The 20,593-nt window shown below is 72.2% G+C and carries 21 protein-coding genes, 1 other RNA gene and 1 pseudogene; 13 read left to right on the top strand and 10 right to left on the bottom strand.

Going from position 1 to position 20,593, the window contains the following annotated elements:
* The first annotated feature begins 72 nt into the window (after positions 1–72).
* Together IG99_RS02930 and IG99_RS02925 are read left to right on the top strand one after the other, a co-directional pair.
* The gene (locus IG99_RS02930) at positions 73–612 is read left to right on the top strand and encodes a SigE family RNA polymerase sigma factor (RefSeq protein WP_037669301.1); all 540 of its coding nucleotides are present in this window, start codon (positions 73–75) and stop codon (positions 610–612) included.
* A complete protein-coding gene (locus IG99_RS02925; protein WP_199815442.1) occupies positions 612–1,433 on the top strand; it encodes a hypothetical protein in 822 nt (273 codons plus the stop codon). Before IG99_RS02930 ends, IG99_RS02925 begins: the two co-directional genes overlap by 1 nt.
* A 42-nt stretch (positions 1,434–1,475) precedes the next feature.
* On the opposite strand, the gene IG99_RS02920 is transcribed toward IG99_RS02925, so the two are convergent.
* Genes IG99_RS02920 through IG99_RS02905 form a run of 4 tightly spaced genes read right to left on the bottom strand, consistent with a single transcriptional unit; the run spans position 1,476 to position 5,177 of the window.
* A complete protein-coding gene (locus IG99_RS02920; protein WP_037669296.1) occupies positions 1,476–2,108 on the bottom strand; it encodes a response regulator transcription factor in 633 nt (210 codons plus the stop codon).
* A gap of 48 nt (positions 2,109–2,156) precedes the next feature.
* On the bottom strand, positions 2,157–3,425 hold the full coding sequence (locus tag IG99_RS02915) for a sensor histidine kinase (RefSeq protein ID WP_051864853.1): 1,269 nt from the start codon (positions 3,423–3,425) through the stop codon (positions 2,157–2,159).
* A gap of 16 nt (positions 3,426–3,441) precedes the next feature.
* A complete protein-coding gene (locus IG99_RS02910; RefSeq protein ID WP_037669293.1) occupies positions 3,442–4,158 on the bottom strand; it encodes an ABC transporter permease in 717 nt (238 codons plus the stop codon).
* Positions 4,155–5,177, bottom strand: a complete 1,023-nt coding sequence (locus IG99_RS02905; protein WP_078947498.1) for an ABC transporter ATP-binding protein — start codon at positions 5,175–5,177, stop codon at positions 4,155–4,157. Before IG99_RS02905 ends, IG99_RS02910 begins: the two co-directional genes overlap by 4 nt.
* Positions 5,178–5,475: 298 nt before the next feature.
* On the opposite strand from IG99_RS02905, the gene IG99_RS02900 reads away from it, so the two are divergent.
* From IG99_RS02900 to IG99_RS02890, 3 genes are read left to right on the top strand one after another with little or no spacing between them, the layout of a single operon-like run.
* Positions 5,476–6,333, top strand: coding sequence for a MaoC/PaaZ C-terminal domain-containing protein (locus IG99_RS02900; RefSeq protein WP_037669289.1), 858 nt, complete (start codon positions 5,476–5,478; stop codon positions 6,331–6,333).
* A 29-nt stretch (positions 6,334–6,362) separates the two neighbouring features.
* Positions 6,363–7,439: a Zn-dependent alcohol dehydrogenase gene (locus IG99_RS02895; RefSeq protein WP_037669284.1), complete on the top strand. Its 1,077-nt coding sequence runs from the start codon at positions 6,363–6,365 to the stop codon at positions 7,437–7,439.
* 15 nt (positions 7,440–7,454) lie between these two features.
* On the top strand, positions 7,455–8,393 hold the full coding sequence (locus tag IG99_RS02890; protein ID WP_037669281.1) for a 3-oxoacyl-ACP reductase: 939 nt from the start codon (positions 7,455–7,457) through the stop codon (positions 8,391–8,393).
* Between the two features lie 88 nt (positions 8,394–8,481).
* Here the strand turns inward: IG99_RS02890 and IG99_RS49480 are convergent, their stop codons facing one another.
* Together IG99_RS49480 and IG99_RS02885 are read right to left on the bottom strand one after the other, a co-directional pair.
* Positions 8,482–8,649: a hypothetical protein gene (locus tag IG99_RS49480; protein ID WP_199815441.1), complete on the bottom strand. Its 168-nt coding sequence runs from the start codon at positions 8,647–8,649 to the stop codon at positions 8,482–8,484.
* Between the two features lie 96 nt (positions 8,650–8,745).
* A complete protein-coding gene (locus IG99_RS02885; RefSeq protein WP_037669279.1) occupies positions 8,746–10,068 on the bottom strand; it encodes a hypothetical protein in 1,323 nt (440 codons plus the stop codon).
* Positions 10,069–10,264: 196 nt separating this feature from the next.
* Here IG99_RS02885 and IG99_RS02880 point away from each other — a divergent pair, with 196 nt between their 5' ends.
* From IG99_RS02880 to IG99_RS02870, 3 genes are read left to right on the top strand one after another with little or no spacing between them, the layout of a single operon-like run.
* The gene (locus tag IG99_RS02880; protein WP_037669276.1) at positions 10,265–11,119 is read left to right on the top strand and encodes a Nif3-like dinuclear metal center hexameric protein; all 855 of its coding nucleotides are present in this window, start codon (positions 10,265–10,267) and stop codon (positions 11,117–11,119) included.
* The gene (locus IG99_RS02875; RefSeq protein WP_199815447.1) at positions 11,116–11,859 is read left to right on the top strand and encodes a zinc ribbon domain-containing protein; all 744 of its coding nucleotides are present in this window, start codon (positions 11,116–11,118) and stop codon (positions 11,857–11,859) included. Before IG99_RS02880 ends, IG99_RS02875 begins: the two co-directional genes overlap by 4 nt.
* Before the next feature lie 38 nt (positions 11,860–11,897).
* Entirely contained in the window at positions 11,898–13,139 is a 1,242-nt protein-coding gene (locus IG99_RS02870; RefSeq protein WP_037669271.1) for a bifunctional RNase H/acid phosphatase, read from the top strand.
* Here IG99_RS02870 and eda read toward each other — a convergent pair.
* On the bottom strand, positions 13,114–13,794 hold the full coding sequence (gene eda, locus IG99_RS02865) for a bifunctional 4-hydroxy-2-oxoglutarate aldolase/2-dehydro-3-deoxy-phosphogluconate aldolase (RefSeq protein WP_037669269.1): 681 nt from the start codon (positions 13,792–13,794) through the stop codon (positions 13,114–13,116). The genes IG99_RS02870 and eda overlap by 26 nt on opposite strands.
* Positions 13,795–13,868: 74 nt before the next feature.
* Positions 13,869–14,651: a peroxide stress protein YaaA gene (gene yaaA / locus IG99_RS02860; protein ID WP_037669267.1), complete on the bottom strand. Its 783-nt coding sequence runs from the start codon at positions 14,649–14,651 to the stop codon at positions 13,869–13,871.
* Between the two features lie 133 nt (positions 14,652–14,784).
* Between yaaA and IG99_RS02855 the strand changes: the two genes are divergently transcribed.
* Positions 14,785–16,230, top strand: a complete 1,446-nt coding sequence (locus IG99_RS02855) for an RNB domain-containing ribonuclease (protein ID WP_037669264.1) — start codon at positions 14,785–14,787, stop codon at positions 16,228–16,230.
* On the opposite strand, the gene IG99_RS02850 is transcribed toward IG99_RS02855, so the two are convergent.
* Entirely contained in the window at positions 16,172–16,795 is a 624-nt protein-coding gene (locus IG99_RS02850) for a hypothetical protein (protein WP_037669261.1), read from the bottom strand. The two genes, IG99_RS02855 and IG99_RS02850, sit on opposite strands and share 59 nt — an antisense overlap.
* Entirely contained in the window at positions 16,792–17,541 is a 750-nt protein-coding gene (locus IG99_RS02845; protein ID WP_037669260.1) for a MerR family transcriptional regulator, read from the bottom strand. Before IG99_RS02845 ends, IG99_RS02850 begins: the two co-directional genes overlap by 4 nt.
* A gap of 166 nt (positions 17,542–17,707) precedes the next feature.
* Here IG99_RS02845 and IG99_RS02840 point away from each other — a divergent pair, with 166 nt between their 5' ends.
* The 4 genes and pseudogenes from IG99_RS02840 to rnpB all read left to right on the top strand — a co-directional run bounded on the left by IG99_RS02840 (position 17,708) and on the right by rnpB (position 20,480).
* Positions 17,708–18,286, top strand: coding sequence for a Uma2 family endonuclease (locus tag IG99_RS02840; protein WP_199815439.1), 579 nt, complete (start codon positions 17,708–17,710; stop codon positions 18,284–18,286).
* 96 nt (positions 18,287–18,382) lie between these two features.
* A complete protein-coding gene (locus IG99_RS02835; RefSeq protein WP_051864851.1) occupies positions 18,383–19,153 on the top strand; it encodes an AraC family transcriptional regulator in 771 nt (256 codons plus the stop codon).
* Positions 19,154–19,172: 19 nt separating this feature from the next.
* Positions 19,173–19,955, top strand: a pseudogene (locus IG99_RS51900) (DMT family transporter); the annotation flags it as partial.
* A 118-nt stretch (positions 19,956–20,073) separates the two neighbouring features.
* An RNA gene (gene rnpB, locus IG99_RS44065) (RNase P RNA component class A) lies at positions 20,074–20,480 on the top strand.
* The last annotated feature ends 113 nt before the right edge of the window (positions 20,481–20,593 follow it).

Here is a 20,593-nt window from a genome sequence, read left to right as displayed (position 1 = left end):
GTGAAAGTTCTCGCGAGGTGAGGCAACGATCCGGGGGGCTCATGGACTCCTTTGAACATCTAGGAGGTGCCCATGGGGGATCGCAAGCAGGCCCGGGACGAGGAGTTCCAGGCCTTCGTCATCGGCCGCTGGCCGCGGCTGATGCGGACGGCATTTCTCCTCACGGGGGAGCAGCACGCCGCGGAGGACCTGGTCCAGTCGACGCTCGAACAGGTCTACGTGGCCTGGCGCAAGGTCGGATCGGCCGACGATCAGGAGGCGTACGTCAGGCGCGTGATGATCAACGCACACGCGCGCAAACACCGCAGAAGGCTGAAGGAGTTCCTGGCACCGAAGGACGACTCGGGCATCTCGCACGAGCTGCCCGACACCGGTGACCGCATCTCCCAGGCCGACGACCGCAACGCCTTGCTGAGGGCACTGGCGCAACTGCCGCCCCGCCAGCGGCAGGCGGTGGTCCTGCGGTACTGGGAGGACCTGACCGAGAGCCAGGCCGCGGAGGCCATGGGCTGCTCGGTGGGCGCGGTGAAGAGCAACGCGGCCAAGGGGATCGCGAAACTCCGCGCCATACCGGAACTGGCGGAGACGGTGACGTACGGAGGGCGGAAGTGATGAGCGCGGACCGGGAGACGGACAACCACATGACGCACCACGACATCGCTCTCCTGCTGGCCGACGCCGCGGACGAGGTCGAGATCGGTATAGCCCCCACCCAGGCCGTGCTGAGGGGCGGCCGCCGCCGCAGGGCCCGGCGCTGGGCGGTGGCCGCGGCCACGGCCGTGGTGGTGGCCGGTTCCACGGGGGCGCTGGCCCTGAGCGGGCTGCCGAACGGGCAGGAGCGAGCCGTGACACCCGCCGCGCCCCAGCCGTCGTCGACCGGAACACCGAACCTCTACGAGCCGCAGACCACGATGCTGGCCACCGGAACCGACGGGAGCACACCGTGGAGCGTCTCCATCGATGTGTGGACCGCCCCGCGCGACCAGTTGGAGGCGCAGGCCGAACTGGACGCGATGGTGCAGTACGACGACATGCCGGGAGACGTCCGTGAGGCCGCCGACCTGGTCGGCAAGGGTGCCTATTTCGTCCATCGTGCCGTCGGTGAGGACTCGGGCCGCGTCCTGACGACGGAGGGCGTGGTCACCAAGGACAGCGCCATGTCGGGCCGGGACATCCAGGCGGGCACGAGCCCGTTGGGGCCGGGCCACGACGGCCTCGAACGCCTCGTGATCGGCAGCGTGGCGCGGACCGCACAGCAGGTGACCTGCGAGTGGAAGGACGGCACGAAGAGCGTGGTTCGCAGGGCGGCCGAGGAGAACGTGATCAACAGCGACGAGTTCACGATCCGGAGGGTCGAGGGACTGCCCTTCGACTGGTTCGTGTGCCTGGCGCCGGCGGGGACGGAGTACAAGGACGTGAAGGTGACCGGGTAGCGGGGTGGGCGGCCCGCTACGGGCAGAGCGACGGACCGGCCGCTACAGCCAGCCCTGTTGCCGAGCCTCACGTAGTGCCTCCATACGGTTGCGGGTGCCCGTCTTGCCGATGGCCGCGGAGAGGTAGTTGCGGACGGTGGACTCGGAGAGGTGGAGGCGGGCGGCGACGTCGGCGACGGTCGCGCCGTCGGCGGAGGCCTTGAGGACGTCGCACTCACGGGCGGTGAGCGGGCTGGGGCCGGCGCTGAGCGCGGCGGTCGCGAGGGCGGGGTCGACGACCGTCTCCCCGGTCAGCACCCGGCGGATCGCGACGGCCAGCTCCTCCACGGGACCGTCCTTGACGAGGAAGCCCGCCGCGCCGGCCTCCATGGCCCGCCGCAGATACCCGGGCCGGCCGAAGGTGGTGAGGATGAGCACCCGGCAGTCCGGCGCCTGGTCGCGCAGCTCGGCGGCGGCGTCCAGACCGCTCATGCCGGGCAGTTCGATGTCGAGCAGCGCTACGTCCGGACGGTGGGTCAGCGCCGCGTCCACGATCACGTCCCCGGTCCCCACCTGCGCCACCACCTCGATGTCGGGCTCCATCCCGAGCAGTAAAGCCAACGCGCCACGCATCATCCCCTGGTCCTCGGCGAGCAGGACTCTGATGGACTTGGCCGGCCTGTGGTCGCGGGGCATCTCGCTCACGGGCTCAGAGTAGAGCTCGGGGTGGCGGACGGTGACCGGTCATGCGCATCTTTCGGTGGGCGCGGGCGTCGGCCCGTCGGGCGACTTCGGGGCCTCCACCGGCAGTTCCGCCGTCACCGTGAAGCCGTGGCGGGGGCCCGGGCCGGCCGTCAGGGAGCCGCCTGCGGCGGCGAGGCGTTCCCTGAGGCCCGTGAGCCCGGTGCCGCCGCTCACGCGGCTGTCCAGGTCCTGGGCGCCGGTTCCGTTGTCCGCGACCGTGAGACGCACGCGTTCCGGGGCGCCCGACACCGTGATCTCGCATCGGGTCGCAGTGCTGTGACGGACGACGTTGGTGACCGCCTCGCGGACCACCCAGGCCAGCAAAGTCTCCGCCTGTGGGCCGAGGGGCGGGCCCGACCGGTGCAGCACGGGCTCGACGCCCGCCGCGCCCAACGCGGAGTGGGCCCGCTCCAGTTCCGTGGCCATGCTGCCCTCGCGGTAGCCGGTGACCGCTTCGCGGATCTCGGTCAGCGCCTGGCGGCCCACCGACTCGATGTCGGCGATCTGCCCGAGCGCCGCGTCGAGGTCCCGCTCCGCGATCCGCCGGGCCGCCTCCGACTTCACCACGATCACCGACAGGGTGTGGCCGAGCAGGTCGTGCAGGTCCCGGGAGAAGCGCAGCCGCTCCTCCTCGACGGCACGCCGGGCCAGTTCCTCGCGGGCGGCGCGCAGTTCCCGTACCGCGTCGGTGAGGGAGAGGATCGCCGCCGTCACCATCGTCGACAGCAGGGTGCCGTAGGCGACGTTGATCGCGTCCCAGCCGGAGCGGTACGCGGAGACGACGCCCGCGACCACGGTCAGCGGGATGCCGACGCGGCCCAGCATCGGCCCCCGCATGACAGCGCCGACGGCCAGGCCGAGCAACGGGAAGAAGTACAGCCAGCTGCCCCCGTACGCGATGGCCAGCCCGCAGGTGACCAGGCCCATCAGGACCAGCGCCAGCCGGGTGGAGGCCGCTTCGCGCTTCTCCTTCACGAAGGCCCGGAACACCACGTAGATGTAGAGGGAGTTGAAGGTGAACAGGCCCAGGCCGGCGATCACCGGGTTCGGCGTCTCACCCTGGAAGAGGTTCGAGAAGGAACCCATGCCCATGAGCAGCCAGGGCACCAGGGTGAACCCCGACGGCGGCGGGCCGACATCCTCCGGCGTCCGTCCCGTCCTGCGCCACTCCCGCTGCTGAGCCCGGAACCGCTGCCGCCCGGCCCGTCCCTGGGCGGCCACCTCCCGCCACTCACGCAGACGCCGTCTCGCCGTGCTCCTCCAGGACATGTCCTCTCCCCCTCGATCAGACGGCCGTACCGACGCGGCGGTACGACAGCACAGCGTACGAACCGAACACCAGCAGCCAGGCCGTGAGCACGACCACGGCTCCCGCCGCCGGGGCGTGCCCCTGCGCCACCGAACGGCCGAGCTCCGCGAAGCGGTTGGTGGGCGTGTACGACGACACCGCGCGCAGCCAGCCGGGGAAGAGGACGACGGGGAACCACAGGCCGCCGACCACGGACAGACCCAGGTTGCACAGCATGTTCGCCACGCCCGTGGCCGGCCCGGTCAGCCGGTAGCCGTTGCCGAGGCCGAGCAGCGTGAAGGGGAACGAGCCCAGCCACAGCAGCAGCGCGACCGCCGCCCACTGCCAGGCCGCCAGCCGGACGCCGTTGAACAGGCCGCCCGCCGCGAGCACCGCCACGATCGCCGGAACCACGGTCACCGAACCGGTCAGCGCACGGCCGACGACGACCTCGCGCGAGCTCATCGGCGTGACCCTGAGCTGCCGAAGCCAGCCGATCGCCCGGTCCTCGGCGACCCCGCCACCCGTGTTGAGCGCCGAGCCGACCGCGCCGTACGCGGCCATGCCGACCATCGCACCGGTTCGCCAACCGCCGTCGTCGGCGCCCAGGTTCGTGAACAGCAGGTACATCAGCACCGGCATCCCGATCCCGCCGATCACAAAGCCGGGGTCGCGCAGCGTCCGGCGCACTTCGAGGCGCACGTAGTCCTTCACCGGGCCGCCTTCCGAGCAGTCTCCGTGCCCGGCCGCTGCACCGACTCCGCCGGTTCGCACACCGGCTCCGGGGCCTCAGCACCCACCGGCTCCCGCACCGACGACCGCACCGGCTCCCGCACAGGCTCCCGCTCCCGCGACGTCAGGTTCAGGAACGCGTCGTCCAGCGACGCCGGGGTGACCTCTAGGCCGCGGATCGCGTTCAGGCGGGCGAGGGCGACGACGGTGGCGTCGGAGTCGTCGGTGCGCAGGCGCGCCCGGCCCCCGGCCACCTCGACCGACCGTACGCCGGGCAGCAGGGCCAGATCGGCCGGGTCACGGCCCGCCCGGTCGAAGGTGACCAGGTTCCCGCCCGCGGAGCGCCGCAACTCCTCGCCCGTGCCGTCGGCGACGATCCGCCCGTGGTCGAGGACGAGGACCCGGTCGGCGTACAGGTCTGCCTCCTCCAGGTAGTGGGTCGAGAAGAGGACGGTGTGGCCCCGCCGGGCGTAGGCCCGCATCGACTCCCAGAAGGCGTGTCGTGCCTCGACGTCCAGGGCGGCCGTGGGCTCGTCCAGGACGAGCAGCGCGGGGTTCCCGGCGAGCGCGACGGCGAACCGGACCCGCTGGACCTGACCGCCGGACAACCGGTCCACGCGCCGCCCCGCGAGCTCCTCGATCCCGGCCAGCTCCAGGGCCCGCGCGACCGGCAGCGGATCCGGGTAGCGGCCGGCGACGAAGGCGACCAGCTCGCCGACGGTGACCCGGGGGACCGCCCGCGCCTCCTGGAGCATGGCCCCGACCAGACCCGCCCGCACGGACACCTGCGGGGGTCCGCCGAACAGCTCCACCGTGCCCGCGTCCGGCTCGGCGAGGCCGAGCAGCAGCGAGATCGCCGTCGACTTTCCCGCGCCGTTGCGGCCCAGCAACGCGACCGTCTCACCGTGCGCGATCTCCAGGTCGACCCCGTCGACGGCACGAACGTCGCCGTACGCCTTGATCGCACCCCTGAAGTACACGGCCCGCTCTGTCTCTGTCATGGCACCCACGCTACGGATCCGGCACGGACGCCCGGCAGATGCGCCTGTCCGGAGTTCGGTGTGACAAATGTCAGGGTGGCACCGAATCTGACATACCGTCAGGAGGCTTCACAAGTGCAGGGGGCTCGGCTATACAGAGGGTCCGCCGTACTGGAACGCGTTCTAGATCCGCGCCTTCCGCGGCCCGTGAACGACCTCGGTACGGCCGACGGTGCGGACGGCTGTACCGGGGTCTCCTCCGCCCGTGACCGTCACTGATCACCCACCATCCGCACCGACCGCCGACCTCAGGAGCCCCATGCCCATCGACGCAGCCAAGGCGCTCGCCGCCGAGCCCCGATCCGGCGAGCTCTTCTGGGACCACAAGGACGTCCAGCTCTACCACCTCGGCATCGGCGCGGGCAGCCCCGCCACCGACCCCGACGAGCTGCGCTACACCCTGGAGTCCCGGCTGCACGTGCTGCCCAGTTTCGCCACGGTCGCCGGTTCCGGCTCGCCCGGTGTGATCAGCGGACTGGCCATGCCCGGCGTCGACGTCGACCTCGCGCACGTCCTGCACGGCGGCCAGTCCCTCACGGTCCACCGGCCCCTCCCGGTCCGGGGTACGGCCACCGCGACCGGCAGGATCGCCGCCGTCTACGACAAGGGCAAGGCGGCCGTCCTGGTCATGCGCACCGAAGTCGCCGACACCGACGGCCCGTTGTGGACCAGCGACGCGCAGATCTTCGTACGGGGGGAAGGCGGCTGGGGCGGTGACCGCGGACCGTCGGCACGCCTGGAAGCACCGGCCGGTGAGCCCGACAGGACCGTCGAGCGGCCCGTCCGCGACGACCAGGCCCTCCTCTACCGCCTCTCCGGCGACTTCAACCCACTGCACGCCGACCCCGAGTTCGCCAAGCGCGCGGGCTTCGACCGGCCCATCCTGCACGGCCTGTGCACCTACGGCATGACCCTCAAGGCCGTCGTCGACACCCTCCTCGGCGGCGACGTCACCCGGGTCCGCTCCTACGCCACACGCTTCGCCGGGGTCGTGTATCCGGGCGAGACCCTGCGCGTGCGCATGTGGCGGCAGACCGGGGAGGTCCGGGTCGCCGTGACCGCGGTGGAGCGGGACGACGCACCCGTTCTCGCCGACACCATCGTCGAACACTCCTGAGCCAGCCCACCGTCGAGGGGAGCCGCACCATGCGCGCAGCCGTACTGCAGGAGATCGGCCAGGAGAAGCTGGAGGTCTTGGACGACGTCGAGGCGGTGGGTTTCGGTCCCGGCAGGGTGAGGATCCGGGTGCGGGCCACGGGTCTGTGCCACTCGGACCTGTCGGCGATGAGCGGGGTGCTGCCACAGCCGGCACCGTTCGTGCCGGGCCACGAGGGTGCCGGGGAGATAGTCGAAGTCGGCGAAGGCGTCACGCATCTGAAGCCCGGGGACCGGGTCGTGGTCTGCTGGCTGCCGGCCTGCGGCGCGTGTCCCGCCTGCAAGCGCGGGCAGACCCAGCTGTGCCTGGCCGGGTTCATGAACGCGGGCACGCCCAACTTCCGTCGCCCCGGCGGGGACGTCTTCGGCTTCGCCGGCACCGGCACCTTCGCCGAGGAGGTCGTCGTCGACGCGGGCTGCGCGGTGCCGATCCCCGGCGACGTGCCGTTCGACATCGCCGCACTCATCGGCTGCGGCGTCACCACCGGACTGGGTGCGGCCCTCAACACCGCTGAGGTGGAGGCCGGTTCATCGGTCGCCGTCATCGGCTGCGGAGGCGTCGGCATCTCCGCGATCCAGGGTGCGCGGCTGCGGGGCGCCGCCGAGATCGTCGCCGTCGACCCCGTTCCCGCGCGCCGCGAGGAGGCCCTCAGGTTCGGCGCCACTCAGGCCGTCGCGCCGGACGAGCTGGCCGACGCGAAGCAGCGCGTCACCGGCGGCGAGGGCTTCGACTACGTCTTCGAGGTCGTCGGAAGGTCGGCCACCGCGCGGACGGCGTACGAGACGACCCGGCGCGGCGGCACGCTCGTCGTCGTCGGCGCGGGCGCGATGGACGACTTCCTCCAGCTCAGCATGTTCGAGCTGTTCTTCGACGAGAAGCGGATCCTGCCCTCGATGTACGGCGGCGGCGACGTCCTGCGCTCCTACGAGCGGACCATCGCCCTGTGGCGGGCCGGCCGCGTCGACCTCGACGGGCTCATCACGCACCGCGTCCCGCTCGCCGAGGTCAACGAGGCCCTCGATCAGATGCGCACCGGCACCTCGCTGCGCACCTGCGTCGAGATCTGAGCCACGGGGGCGTCGATGTCACTGCCACTCGAAGGACTCTCCGCGATCGTCACGGGCGCCGGGCGCGGCCTCGGCCGGGCGGAGGCGCTGGAGCTCGCCCGGCTCGGCGCGGCCGTCGTCGTCAACGACTACGGGCAGCGCGGCCGGGACGGCTCCGGGGACGCCTCCGCGGGCCCCGCCGAGGAGGTCGCCGCCGAGATCCGCGCCGCGGGCGGCACCGCGCTCGCCCACACCGGGGACGTCGGTGACTTCCAACAGGCCCGCGAACTGGTCGGGTTGGCGATCACCGAGTACGGCAAGCTGGACATCCTGGTCAACAACGCGGGCATCCTGCGCGACCGTATGGTCTTCTCCCTCTCCGAGGAGGAGTGGGACGCGGTGATACGGGTCCACCTCAAGGGTCACTTCAACACGACCCGGTTCGCGGCCGCGCACTGGCGGGAGCGGTCCAAGGCGGCGGGCGGGCCGGTGTACGGGCGGATCGTGAACACCTCGTCCGAGGCGTTCCTGGCCGGCTCGGCCGGACAGCCCAACTACGCCGCCGCCAAGGGCGGAATCGTCGGCCTGACCACCTCCACGGCCCTCGCCCTCGCCAAGTACGGCGTGACGGCCAACGTCATCTGCCCGCGCGCCCGCACCCGGATGACCGAGGACGTCTTCGCCCGCGTCGAGCAGCCCGCCGAGGGCCTGGACCCGCTCGCCCCCGAGCATGTCGCCCCCCTCGTCGGCTACCTCGCCTCACCCGCCGCCGAGCGGATCAACGGCCAGCTGCTCGTCGTGCACGGCGGCATGGTCGCCGTCGTGGAACGGCCGCGCGTCCAGGCGAAGTTCGACAGCAAGCAGGACGCCTTCACCCATGAGGAGCTGGACACCCTGCTCACCGCGCACTATGCGGACCGGCCGCCGGGGGAGACGTTCGCGGCGGCGGAGGTGCTGGCGTTGAAACGGGGGTGAGACGGCGACGGCCCCGCCCGTCGGGAGACGAGCGGGGCCGTGTGCTACGTGCCGTGCACGGCGGGGCCGGGCCTCGGCCGACGTACCGTCAGGCAGCTGATTCGGCGTGCTGCTCCGCCGGCTTGCGGTGGCGGCCACGGGGGGCCGCCCCGCTGTCCTGGGCCGAGACCGGCCCCCGGTGCCTGCCGGGCCCGGTGGCCTCCTGGCCCTCCTTGACCTCGGTCGGCAGCGGCTGGGTCGTGCTGGCGTCGTTCATCGGAAGAATTCACCCCGTCAACATGATCTTTCTTACAGCCGGGCGAGTCTAACCGGCACACCTCGGCCCGGATCCAGCCGCACACGCCAACCGGCACTACTTCGTTACAAGGCCTCCCAAGGGCGCCTGTTGCAGGGGCACGGGCCGTGCGATACCCGGCTCCGGGGGCGACGCCGGGAGCGACGCCGGGGGTGACACCGAGTGGGACTCCTGGGGTGACTCCGGGTTCGCGGGGTTCGCCACATACGCCGGATTCATCGTGTCCGCAGGGGCTGCGAATCCCGCAGGGCCCGCAGAGCCCGCAGTGTTCGCGGAGCCCGCCGTGTCCGTCGGACACGGCGAGACGGGCGTCGGTGCCGACGTCCACTCCGGTGCCGGTTCCGGCGCGGCCGCCACCGTCAACCCCACCACCCCGCACGGCACGTCCGCCGTCGAGTACGGCAGTCGCAGCACCCCCTCCGGTGTCCACAGCCCGGCCCCCGTCAACCACCCCTGCGGTGGCCGGAGATGGTGCATCTGCCGTTGGACCGGCCGCCACACCGCGAGCGAGCTGCCGAACGGTCCGTCGACGCGCAGTGCCACCGCGCAGCTCTCCGGCGTCAGCACCTGCCCCGGCTGGATCGCGAACGGCGTGACCAAGCAGTCGGGCACCCGCAGGCACTCGGGGAAGCGCACCGGCAAGGAGCTGCCCAGCACGCCCCAGCCCAGGCGCCGGTGTCCGGGGGAGGGCGCGTCCGAGGTGATGAGAAGGAGCCCGCTGTCGGGGTCGGCGAGCAGCAGCCGGTCGTCACTGTCGGCGGCGATCTGGAGCAGCGGCGACACCTCCCCACCGCGTTCCAGGTCCACCACCACCGTCTTGGTGCGGCCGCCGACCTCACGGTCCAGCGCCAGCATCCGTCCCGTGCGGTCCAGCCACACCCCGCCCGAGCAGTGCCCGGGGATCTCCGCGAGGTGCTCGGGCCCGAACGCGCCGCCCGCGACCAGCCACACCGCCGTGGAGTGCCGTCCCGCGGCGACGGCGTACGCCCGTTCGCCGCCCGGCGCCGGAGGCAGCAGCCGCAGCCGGGTGACGTCGTCCGGGCACTCGACGGCGCCCAGCGGGAGCTCGCCGGTGCCGGGGCCGGCGGGGTAGAGGAGCGAGAACGCGTGCCGTCCGTCGAGTAAGCGGCGGACGAGGACGCGGCCGTCGCTCATCGGGTGCACCTCGGTGTCGGGCTCCTCGGGCTGGTTGCCGGGCAGCGGCACGGCGTACGGCTCGGGGCCGCCGAGCGTCCAGCGCTCCGGGAACCAGGCGTCGGGGCCGACGCCTCGCGCCAGCCGGGCCGCGTAGCCGCCGTCCGCCGTGATCACGCATCCCGGCCGCGGTCTCCGGGCGTCGTCCTCATCCTCCGCGGCGGGTTCGATGGCACAGGCTGTCATCGTTTCGTCACCTCCGGTCACTCGCAGTGAGCAAGCTAGTTTTCGTACGCGCAGGCGGGGACCGGGAACCGGAGGCTTCACACATAAGGGTGGTGAAGAAGCGATTCGCCTGAGCGGGCCGGGTGGATGTGCTGACCGGGGCGTTCGCCGACCGGGAGCGGTGCGGTCGCCCAGAACGGGCAGGTAGCCTTTCCCCGTGCCCCGTCTGTCTGAAGTCATCGCCGCGCTGGAGAACCTGTGGCCCGCCGAGCGGGCCGAGTCCTGGGACGCGGTCGGCACCGTCGTGGGCGACCCCGGCCAGGAGGTCTCGCGGGTCCTGTTCGCCGTCGACCCCGTCCAGGAGATCGTGGACGAGGCGGTGAAGCTCGACGCCGACCTGCTGGTCACCCACCACCCCCTCTATCTGCGCGGGACGACGACCGTCGCGGCCTCCACCTTCAAGGGCCGGGTGGTGCACACCCTCATCAAGAACGACATCGCGCTGCACGTGGCGCACACCAACGCGGACACGGCCGACCCGGGAGTCTCCGACGCCCTGGCGGGCGCACTGGACCTGCGTGTCGTACGCCCGCTGGTGCCGGACCCGACCGACCCCGGCGGCCGCCGCGGGCTGGGCCGCGTCTGCGAGCTGGACCACCCGGTGAGCGTGCGCGAGTTCGCGGCCCGGGCCGCGGAGCGGCTGCCCGCCACCGCGCAGGGCATCCGGGTCGCCGGCGACCCCGAGGCGGTCGTCCGCACGGTTGCCGTCAGCGGCGGATCCGGCGACAGCCTCTTCGACCACGTCCGCGCCGCCGGAGTCGACGCCTTCCTCACCGCGGACCTGCGCCACCACCCGGCATCCGAGGCGCGGGCCCACAGCCCCCTCGCGCTGCTCGACGCGGCGCACTGGGCCACCGAGTGGCCCTGGTGCGAGCTGGCCGCGACCCAGCTCGACGAGATCTCCGACCGCCACGGATGGGGCCTTCGCGTCCACGTCTCGAAAACGGTCACCGACCCCTGGACGGCCCACGCGGCGTCCACCACCACCGAATCTCTGGGAGCCCCCAACTGAACGCCGCGCCCGCCGACCAGATCCGTCTCCTCGACGTCCAGGCCCTCGACGTCCGCCTCCAGCAGCTCGCCCACAAGCGGAAGTCGCTGCCCGAGCACGCCGAGATCGAGTCGCTGACCAAGGACCTGACCCAGCTGCGCGACCTGCTCGTGGCCGCGCAGACCGAGGAGAGCGACACCGCCCGCGAGCAGACCAAGGCCGAGCAGGACGTCGACCAGGTCCGCCAGCGCGCCACCCGTGACCAGCAGCGCCTCGACTCCGGAGCGGTCACCTCCCCCAAGGACCTCGAGAACCTCCAGCGCGAGATCACCTCCCTCGCCAAGCGCCAGGGCGACCTGGAGGACGTCGTCCTGGAGGTCATGGAGCGCCGGGAGTCCGCCCAGGAGCGGGTCGCCGAGCTGACCGAGCGGGTCGGCTCCGTACAGGCGAAGATCGACGACGCGACCGGGCGCCGGGACGCCGCCTTCGAGGAGCTCGACGGCGAGACGGCCACCGCGACCAAGGAGCGCGAGGTCATCGCCGGCGCGATCCCCGCCGACCTGCTGAAGCTCTACGACAAGCTGCGTGCGCAGCAGGGCGGCGTCGGCGCGGCCCGGCTGTACCAGCGCACCTGCCAGGGCTGCCGCCAGGAGCTGTCGATCACGGACATCAACGACATTCGCAAGGCCACGCCCGACACGGTCGTCCGCTGCGAGAACTGCAGCCGCATCCTGGTGCGTACGGCCGAGTCCGGGCTGTAGGAGACAGACGCCTCAAGGGCGGTAAGGGGCTTTGAGTCGTGCGGGAGTTCATCGTCGAGGCAGACGGCGGATCACGGGGCAACCCGGGGCCGGCGGGCTACGGATCCGTGGTGATCGACGCGGCGACGGGGCAGACCCTCGTCGAGCGGGCCGAGTACATCGGCGTCGCCACGAACAACGTGGCCGAGTACCGCGGCCTCCTGGCCGGTCTGCACGCCGCCCTCGAACTCGACCCGACCGCCCGAGTCCACGTCCGCATGGACTCCAAGCTCGTCGTCGAGCAGATGTCGGGGCGCTGGAAGATCAAGCACCCCGACATGAAGCCCCTGGCGATGGAGGCGGCCCGCGTCTACCCGCCGGAGCAGGTCACCTACGAGTGGATCCCCCGCGAACAGAACAAGCACGCCGACCGCCTGGCGAACGAGGCGATGGACGCGGGCCGGCGGGGCGAACGCTGGGAGCCGTCGACGTCGACGGCCGAGCTGGACGCGGCGGCTTCGTCGCCTCCCGCGGCTGAACCCCACGGTACGGCGACCGTTGCCGAGGCGGACGCCAGGGCCGACGCCAGGGCCGACGCCAGGGCGGACTCCAGGGCCGACGCCGACGTGCGGGCCGCCCGTGCTGTCGTGAGTCCGGGATGGGCCCCCGCCGACATGGGCGCCCCCGCCACCTTCGTACTGCTGCGGCACGGTGAGACGCCGCTGACCCCGCAGAAGCGGTTCTCCGGGAGCGGCGGGACCGATCCGTCCCTCTCCGACGCCGGACGGGAGCAGGCGGAGCGGGCCGGCGCGGCGCTCGCCCGGCGCGGCACGATCCAGGCCGTCGTGGCCTCCCCGCTCGCCCGCACCCGCGAGACCGCCGGTATCGTCGCCGCCCGCCTCGGCCTGGAGGTGACCGTCGACGACGGGCTGCGGGAGACCGACTTCGGCGCCTGGGAGGGCCTCACCTTCGGCGAGGTCCGTGAGCGCTACCCGGACGACCTGAACGCCTGGCTCGCAGACCCGGAGGCCGAACCGACCGGCGGCGGCGAGAGCTTCGCGGCGACCGCCACCCGGATCACCGCCACCCGCGACAAGCTGATCGCCGCGTACGCGGGCCGCACGGTCCTGCTCGTCAGCCACGTGACCCCGATCAAGACCTTCGTCCGGCTGGCCCTGGGCGCCCCGCCCGAGGCCCTGTTCCGCATGGAGCTGTCGGCGGCAGCGCTCTCGGCGGTGGCGTACTACGCGGACGGCAACGCCAGCGTCCGCCTGTTCAACGACACGTCACACCTGCGCTGAGCGCTGCCGCGTCGCGGGCCAGTGCCTCGACACGGCCCCAGTCCTTTGCCGCCACCGCGTCCGCGGGCAGCATCCAACTCCCGCCGACACAACCGACGTTGGGCAGCGCCAGGTAATCCGGTGCCAATGCCGGGGTGATCCCGCCGGTGGGGCAGAAGCGGGCCTGCGGCAGCGGACCGGACAGGCACTTCAGATAGGCGGTGCCGCCCGCGGCCTGCGCCGGGAAGAACTTCATCTCCCGCACCCCGCGCTCCAGCAGCGCCACCACCTCCGACGTGGTCGACACCCCCGGCAGGTACGGCACCCCGGACCCCCGCATCGCCTCCAGGAGTACGTCCGTCCAGCCCGGGCTGACCAGGAAGCGGGCCCCGGCCGCAACCGACGCGTCCACCTGCGCCGGCGTGATCACCGTCCCGGCCCCGACCACCGCCTCCGGCACCTCCCCGGCGATCGCCCGGATCGCGTCCAGCGCGACAGGCGTCCGCAGCGTCACCTCGATCGCCGGCAACCCGCCGGCGACGAGCGCCCTGGCCAGAGGTACGGCGTCGGCGACGTCCCGCACGACCACCACGGGGACGACGGGGGCGAGGTCCAGCACGGACGAGGACGAGGGCGCCGAGGAAGACGCGGACGCGGGCAGCGGCGAGGCGGGCATGGCCTCATCGTGCCCGGGGCGGACAGCATACGCAAAGGTCATTGCGCATGCTGCAACACGACCCCTCCCTGTGCTCAGTGCACCTCGTCCACCAGCACGTCCAACGTCCACGCCGTCCCCGCCTTCACGGGCGGCTCCACCTCCACCACGTACCCCAGACCGCGCAAGGCCTCGACGAGCTCCACCGGCCCCTTGGGCGCGATCCCGGCCGACAGCAGACTGCGGACGATCTTCCCCTTGGTCGCCTTGTTGAAGTGGCTGACGACCTTCCGGGTCGGCGCGTGCAGCACCCGCACGGTGGCCGTACGCCCGGCGACCTCACCCTTCGGCTTCCAGGCCGCCGCGTACGCCGCCGACCGCAGGTCCAGCACGAGCCCGTCGCCCGCCGCCTCGGGGAGCGCGGTCGCCATCGGCGTCCGCCAGTACGCGCCCAGCGCCCCCAGCCCCGGCAGCCTCACCCCCATCGAGCAGCGGTACGACGGGATCCGGTCCGTCACCCGGACCGCACCCCACAGCCCCGAGAACACCAGCAGGGACCGCGCCGCGCGCCTCTTCGCGGCGGCGTCCAAGGAGGCCAGGTCCAGGGCGTCGTAGAGCACACCGGTGTAGATCTCCCCGGCGGGCCGGGCGCCGGCCGTGCGCAGCCCGGTGTTCTTCGCGACCTCGCCGCGCAGCCCCTCGCTGAGGCCGAGAACCTCGCGCGCCTTCTCCTCGTCGCTCGCACACAGCTCGACCAGCTCACTCAGGACGGCCTCGCGGGCCTCGGTGAGCTCCGGCAGCACCAGCGACTCCAGCTTCAGCGGGGCGCCACGACCGGACGAGGCCTTGCCTTCGGACGGCGGCAGCAGGACAAGCACGGGGGATCTCCTTCGGTTGAGCAGGTGGAGCAGGTGGAGCAGGTCTCGCGGTTTGCGGCGGTCGGGCCGGCCGGTCGAGCTCTGCGACAGCGTACGGCGTGCCGCTCCGCGCCCCCGGCCCTACGCTCGTTGCATGCCCCGCCGCCACATCCGCGTGACCGGCGCCCCAGAAGCCCCCCTCCGGGCCGCCCTCACCGCGCTGCGCGTCCGACTGGGTGTGCCGCAGGACTTCCCGGCGGAGGTCCTGGCCGAGGCGGACCGCGCGGCACGGCTCGCCGACCCGCCGCCGTACGACGCCACCGACATCCCCTTCTTCACCCTCGACCCGCCCACCGCCACAGACCTAGACCAGGCGCTGTACCTCGCCCGGCAGGGCACCGGCTACCGCGTCCGGTACGCCATCGCCGACGTCGCCACCTTCGTCGTACCCGGCTGCGCCCTCGACGCGGAGGCCCACCGGCGGGTGACCACCCTGTACTTCCCGGACGAGAAGGTGCCCCTGCACCCGCCCGTCCTCGGCGACCGCGCCGCGAGCCTGCTGCCGGGCCTGGCCCGCCCCGCCGCGCTGTGGACGATCGACCTCGACGACGACGGCCGTACCCTCGCCGTCGACGTCCGCCGGGCCCTCGTCCGCAGCCGGGCCAGGCTCGACCACGAAGCCGTACAGCGCCAGATCGACGACGGGACCGCCGAGGAGCCGCTGTCACTGCTCAAGGAGGTCGGGCAGGCGCGGGAGCGGCTGGAGGTGGAGCGGGGCGGCATCTCGCTGAACGTGCCCGAGCAGGAGATCGTCGAGCGGGACGGCGCGTACGAGCTCACCTACCGCGCGCCGCTCCCCGCCGAGACCTGGAACGCCCAGATCTCCCTGCTCACCGGCATGGCGGCAGCCGACCTGATGCTGGCCTACGGCACCGGCGTCCTGCGCACGCTGCCCGCCGCACCCGACGGGGCCGTGGGCCGCCTGCGCCGCACCGCGCGCGCCCTGCACATCGACTGGCCGCACCACGTCTCTTACGCCCGACTGGTCCGCTCCCTCGACCCGCACCGTCCGGACCACGCCGCCTTCCTCCAGGAATGCACCACCCTGCTGCGCGGCGCCGGCTACACCGCCTTCCGCGACGGCAGCCTCCCTCCCATCACCACGCACGCGGCCGTCGCCGCCCCCTACACCCATTGCACGGCCCCCCTGAGCCGCCTCGCCGACCGCTACGCCACCGAGATCTGCCTCGCCGCCGCCGGAAGCCGTCGGGAGCCGCCCGAGTGGGTGCTCGCCGCCCTCGACGCGCTCCCCGGCGAGATGGCCGAGGGCGGCCGGCGCGCGGCGGCCGTCGAGCGGGCCTGCGTCGACATCGTGGAGGCCGCGCTGCTCAGGGACCGGGTCGGTGAGGTCTTCGACGGCTGCGTGGTGGACGTGGAGGAGCGCCGCCCCACCGTCGGAACCGTCCAACTGGAGTCCCCCGCGGTCATCGGCCGCATCGACGGTGACCACCTCCCCCTCGGCGAGCGCCTCCCGGTCCGCCTCACCCGCGCCGACCCGACAGACCCGACCACGGCGACGGTCCGCTTCGCACCCGCGTGAGGGCCTGGTCCAGAGCCCGCACGAGGTCGTCCGGGTCGTCGGCGTGGAACCGTACGAGGCTCACCTCCCGCCGCCGCCCGAGGAAGGTGACGTGGGTGACCGGCTCGGCGAGTTCGAGAGCGAGGGAGGTCTGCGAGCCGATGGCGACATCGAGCTCACCGTCGGTGCGCTCGTGACTCAGGCGCAGCTCACGCCGTACGGAGACCACGTGCCCGAGGGGTACGCGCACGTCGACGTGCACGCCATGCCGAATCCTCAGCACACCGTCGTCGAGAACGTGCGGACGGACCACCCAGGCCGCGTACAGACCGACCACGAACAGCACGGTGTACAGGTCGAGGAGCAGCATGGCCATGTGCGCGGCCGGCCACTCCCGCAGCAACACGGACATGGTGAACGTCTCGACCACGCACACGAACGCGAACCCGAACATCACCGCCCCCTGCCCCCGCGCATACCCGAACCCCCGTCCCGCACCGACCCCGTGCCGCCGCCGGCCCACCCACAGCGCCAGGCTGCCGAACAGCCGGAGCTCATGCCGGAGGAGTACGTTCGCGACCCTCATGGCGTCCCCTCCGTGAGTATCCGTATCGTCCGGCGGAGCGCCTCCGCCTGAGCCGGAGCGAAGTCGGCGTACAGGGCCCGCAGGAAGGAATGGTCGTGGTCGATGCCATGCGCCGGGAGCATGTCCCGGGGAATGATCGAGGCCAGGACCGAGGCGGCTTCCGTCACCCGGGGATCATCGGGCTCGGCGTCCGCGAGCGCGTCGAGCAGCGCGTACGCCTCCAGCGCCCGAGCCACCGCCTCCGGCGTCCCGAAGGCGCCGCTCAGCATGCTCGTCATGCGCTCCCTCTCCTCCGGAGGCGCGGCGGTGTCGATCAGGGCGAGGATCTCGCGGTCCTTGGCGGCCATGGGCGAGTCGGACACATGGGCCACCCCCGCGAACACCGCGGCCAACTCCGCCGAGACGGGCCCCTCGGCGGGCAGCTCCTCCGCCTCCAGCAGCACCCGCAGCCGCTCCCGTCGCTCCCGTATCCCCGCCTCCTGCCGCGCGAGATCCGCGTCCAGCTCGGTCAGCACCTCGACGAGGTCCTTCCCCGCGTCGTCCGCGAGCACGTCCCTGATCTCCGCCAGTCCCAGCCCCAACTCGGCCAGCCGCCTGATCCGCGCCAGCACGACGGCATGCCGCAACGTGTATTCCCGATACCCGTTCGCCCGCCTCTCCGGCTCCGGCAACAGCCCCACATGGTGGTAATGCCGCACAGCCCGCGTGGTCACCCCGACAGCCGCGGCGAGTTCTCCGATCCGCATGGGACCAGTAGAGAGGTTGACGTCGCGGCAGGGTCAAGCGGACCGCTCGGAGCTTCCTGACGACGGCTGTGATCCTGTGCCACGATCGAGGGAACGGTTCCCGATGTCACGGACAGGTGATCAACCGATGTCCCAGTCTGGCGAGCGACCGAAGGAGGGGCGTGACATGACTGCCATGGCCCATGAACCACTCACGCAGGCAGAGGTCCTGCTTGAGGGGTTCCTCGCCCTGGACACCCCGGAAGGTTTCCGGGCGGAGCTTGTCGAGGGGGAGATCGTCGTGACGCCGCCGCCGGACGGGGAGCACGAGAAGTACATCAGCCGCATCGTCCGGCAAGTGATCAAGCTGTCCCGGATCGACATGGACGTGTCCGGGAACAAGGGGCTGAAGCTCCAGAGACGGGATGCCTGCCCGACGAACCGCGTGATCCCGGATGTCACCTTCGGTCCCCTGGAGCTCGACCTTTTCGGGAGCGCCGGATCTTGGATGCCCTGCGACGGTGTCGCCATGGTACTGGAGGTGACCTCCACCAAGCCCCGGGCAGACCGCGAGGCCAAGCGCCGCTGCTACGCCGGCGGCGGTATCCCCCTCTATCTGCTCGTCGACCGTGAAGCCGCCTCGGTCACGCTGTTCAGCAGCCCGGAGGGAACTGACTACCGCGCGCACTGCACCCTGCCCTTCGGTAAGCCGCTCCCCCTCCCCGAGCCCTTCGCCTTCGACCTGGACACGTCCGACTTCCTCTGATCCCCTGTGAGCCGGAAGGAGGTGGGCGAAGTGAGTGCACGGGAGCAGGCGCTGTGGACCAGGGCGAGGCTCGGTCGTTGCGGCCCCCCGCTCGACATGCTCACCGCCTGCTTCGACAAGCACGTCTACGCCCCGCACACCCACGACGAGTTCTCCATCGGCGTCTGCGTGGCCGGCACGGAGTTCATCGACTACCGGGGCGGCCGCATCCAGTCGGGCCCGGGCGCGATCGTCGTACTGGAGCCGGGCGAGATGCACACGGGCGGCCCCGCCACCCCCACCGACGGCTACGCCTACCGCGCCCTCTACGCCGAGCCCACCCTCCTCACCGACGGCACCCTGCACGGTGACAGCCCCCCACACTTCCGCGACCCCCTCCTCGACGACCCCCAGCTGGCTGCGGCGTTGCGCCTGGCCCACATCGAGCTCAGAGTCTGCCCCGACCCGCTGGAGGCCGAGTCCCGCCTCCCCTGGCTGCTCACGGCCCTGGCCCGCCGACACTCCACGGCCCGCGCGGCCGACGACAAGATCCCCGGCGCCCCGCTCATCGCCCACACCGTCCGCGACCGCCTCGCCGGCGAACTCCTCGCCCCGCCGTCCCTCGCGACCCTCGCCGCCGACCTGGGCCTGTCCCGCTACCAACTCCTACGGGCCTTCCGCACGACGATGGGCGTACCGCCGTACGCCTGGCTGGCCCAGTACCGCGTCAACCGCGCCCGAGGCCTGCTGGAAGCCGGCCTGCGCCCGGCGGAGGCGGCGACCCTCGTCGGCTTCGCGGACCAGGCACACCTCACCCGCTGGTTCCGCCGGGTCCTCGGCGTGACACCGGCGGCGTACCGCAACAGCGTTCAAGACGCGATCGTGTGACCCGCCGGAAAATCGCCGCATGACTGCACGCGGCTGGTTCCTCTTCTCCCTCATGGGCGTGATCTGGGGCATCCCCTACCTGCTGATCAAGGTGGCGGTGGACGCCCCGCTCTCCCCGTCCATGGTGGTGTTCACGCGCTGTGCCCTCGGCGCCGCGCTCCTGCTCCCGTTCGCGATACGCCAGGGCGGCCTGATCCGAACGGTCCGCTCGCACTGGCTGCCCATGCTGGCCTTCGCGTGCATCGAGATCGTCGGCCCCTGGTTCACCCTCACCGACGCCGAACGCCACCTCTCCAGCTCCACGGCCGGCCTCCTGATCGCGGGCGTCCCGATCGTCGGCATAGTCCTGGCCCGCTTCTTTGGCGACACGGAACGGCTGGGCGTACGGCGGGGGACGGGACTGGCGCTGGGCCTGGCGGGCGTGGCTGTCCTGACCGTCCCGCACCTGACGGGCGGAGATGCCCGTTCCCTGGGCGAGGTGCTGCTGACGGTGCTGGGCTACGCGACAGCACCCTTGATCGCGGCCCGCTACCTGAAGGACGTCCCCACACTCCAGCTGACGGCACCGTGCCTGGCGCTGGCGGCGCTGGTCTACACGCCTTCCGCGGTGGCGACCTGGCCGCCCACCCTCCCTTCCCCCTCGGTCCTGACCGCCCTCATCGGCCTGGGCGTGATCTGCACGGCGCTCGCCTTCGTCGCCTTCCTGGAGCTGATCAAGGAGGTCGGTCCGACGCGGGCGACGGTCTTCACGTACGTCAATCCGGCGGTGGCGGTGGCGGCGGGCGCACTGTTCCTGGACGAACCGCTGACCGTCGGCATCGCGGTCGCCTTCACCCTGATCCTGGCGGGCTCGGTCCTGGCGACGGCGGGACCCGTCCGAAAGCCCTCCAGCGGCCCGGTAACATGGTCGACACGGCAGACGAGCCGGGCGGACGGCCGCGTGGAGTCCCCCTAGGGGGCTTCCCGAGGAACGTCCGGGCTCCACAGGGCAGGGTGGTGGCTAACGGCCACCCGGGGTGACCCGCGGGACAGTGCCACAGAAAGCAAACCGCCCAGCACTCAGGTGCTGGGTAAGGGTGAAACGGTGGTGTAAGAGACCACCAGTGCCCAGGGCGACCTGGGCAGCTAGGTAAACCCCACCCGGAGCAAGGTCAAGAGGGGCCGCCGTAAAACGCGGCCCTGCGCGGACGTTCGAGGGCTGCCCGCCCGAGTCCGCGGGTAGACCGCACGAGGCCGGTGGCAACACCGGCCCTAGATGGATGGCCGTCTCCCCGGCCGCCGCGAGGCGGTCGGGTGACAGAACCCGGCGTACAGCCCGACTCGTCTCTCGTCGGGGGCATGTCCAGGGCTTATGCCGTGGACATGCCCCCGGGCCGTACCCCTTTCGGGGCTACGTACGTCACCCACAAGACGCCCGCTATCAAGCAGTGGCCGCTGGTG

The organism is Streptomyces griseus subsp. griseus (assembly GCF_000720255.1).
Classification (GTDB): domain Bacteria; phylum Actinomycetota; class Actinomycetes; order Streptomycetales; family Streptomycetaceae; genus Streptomyces; species Streptomyces griseus_I.
This window is presented reverse-complemented; position numbering and strand designations above follow the sequence as displayed.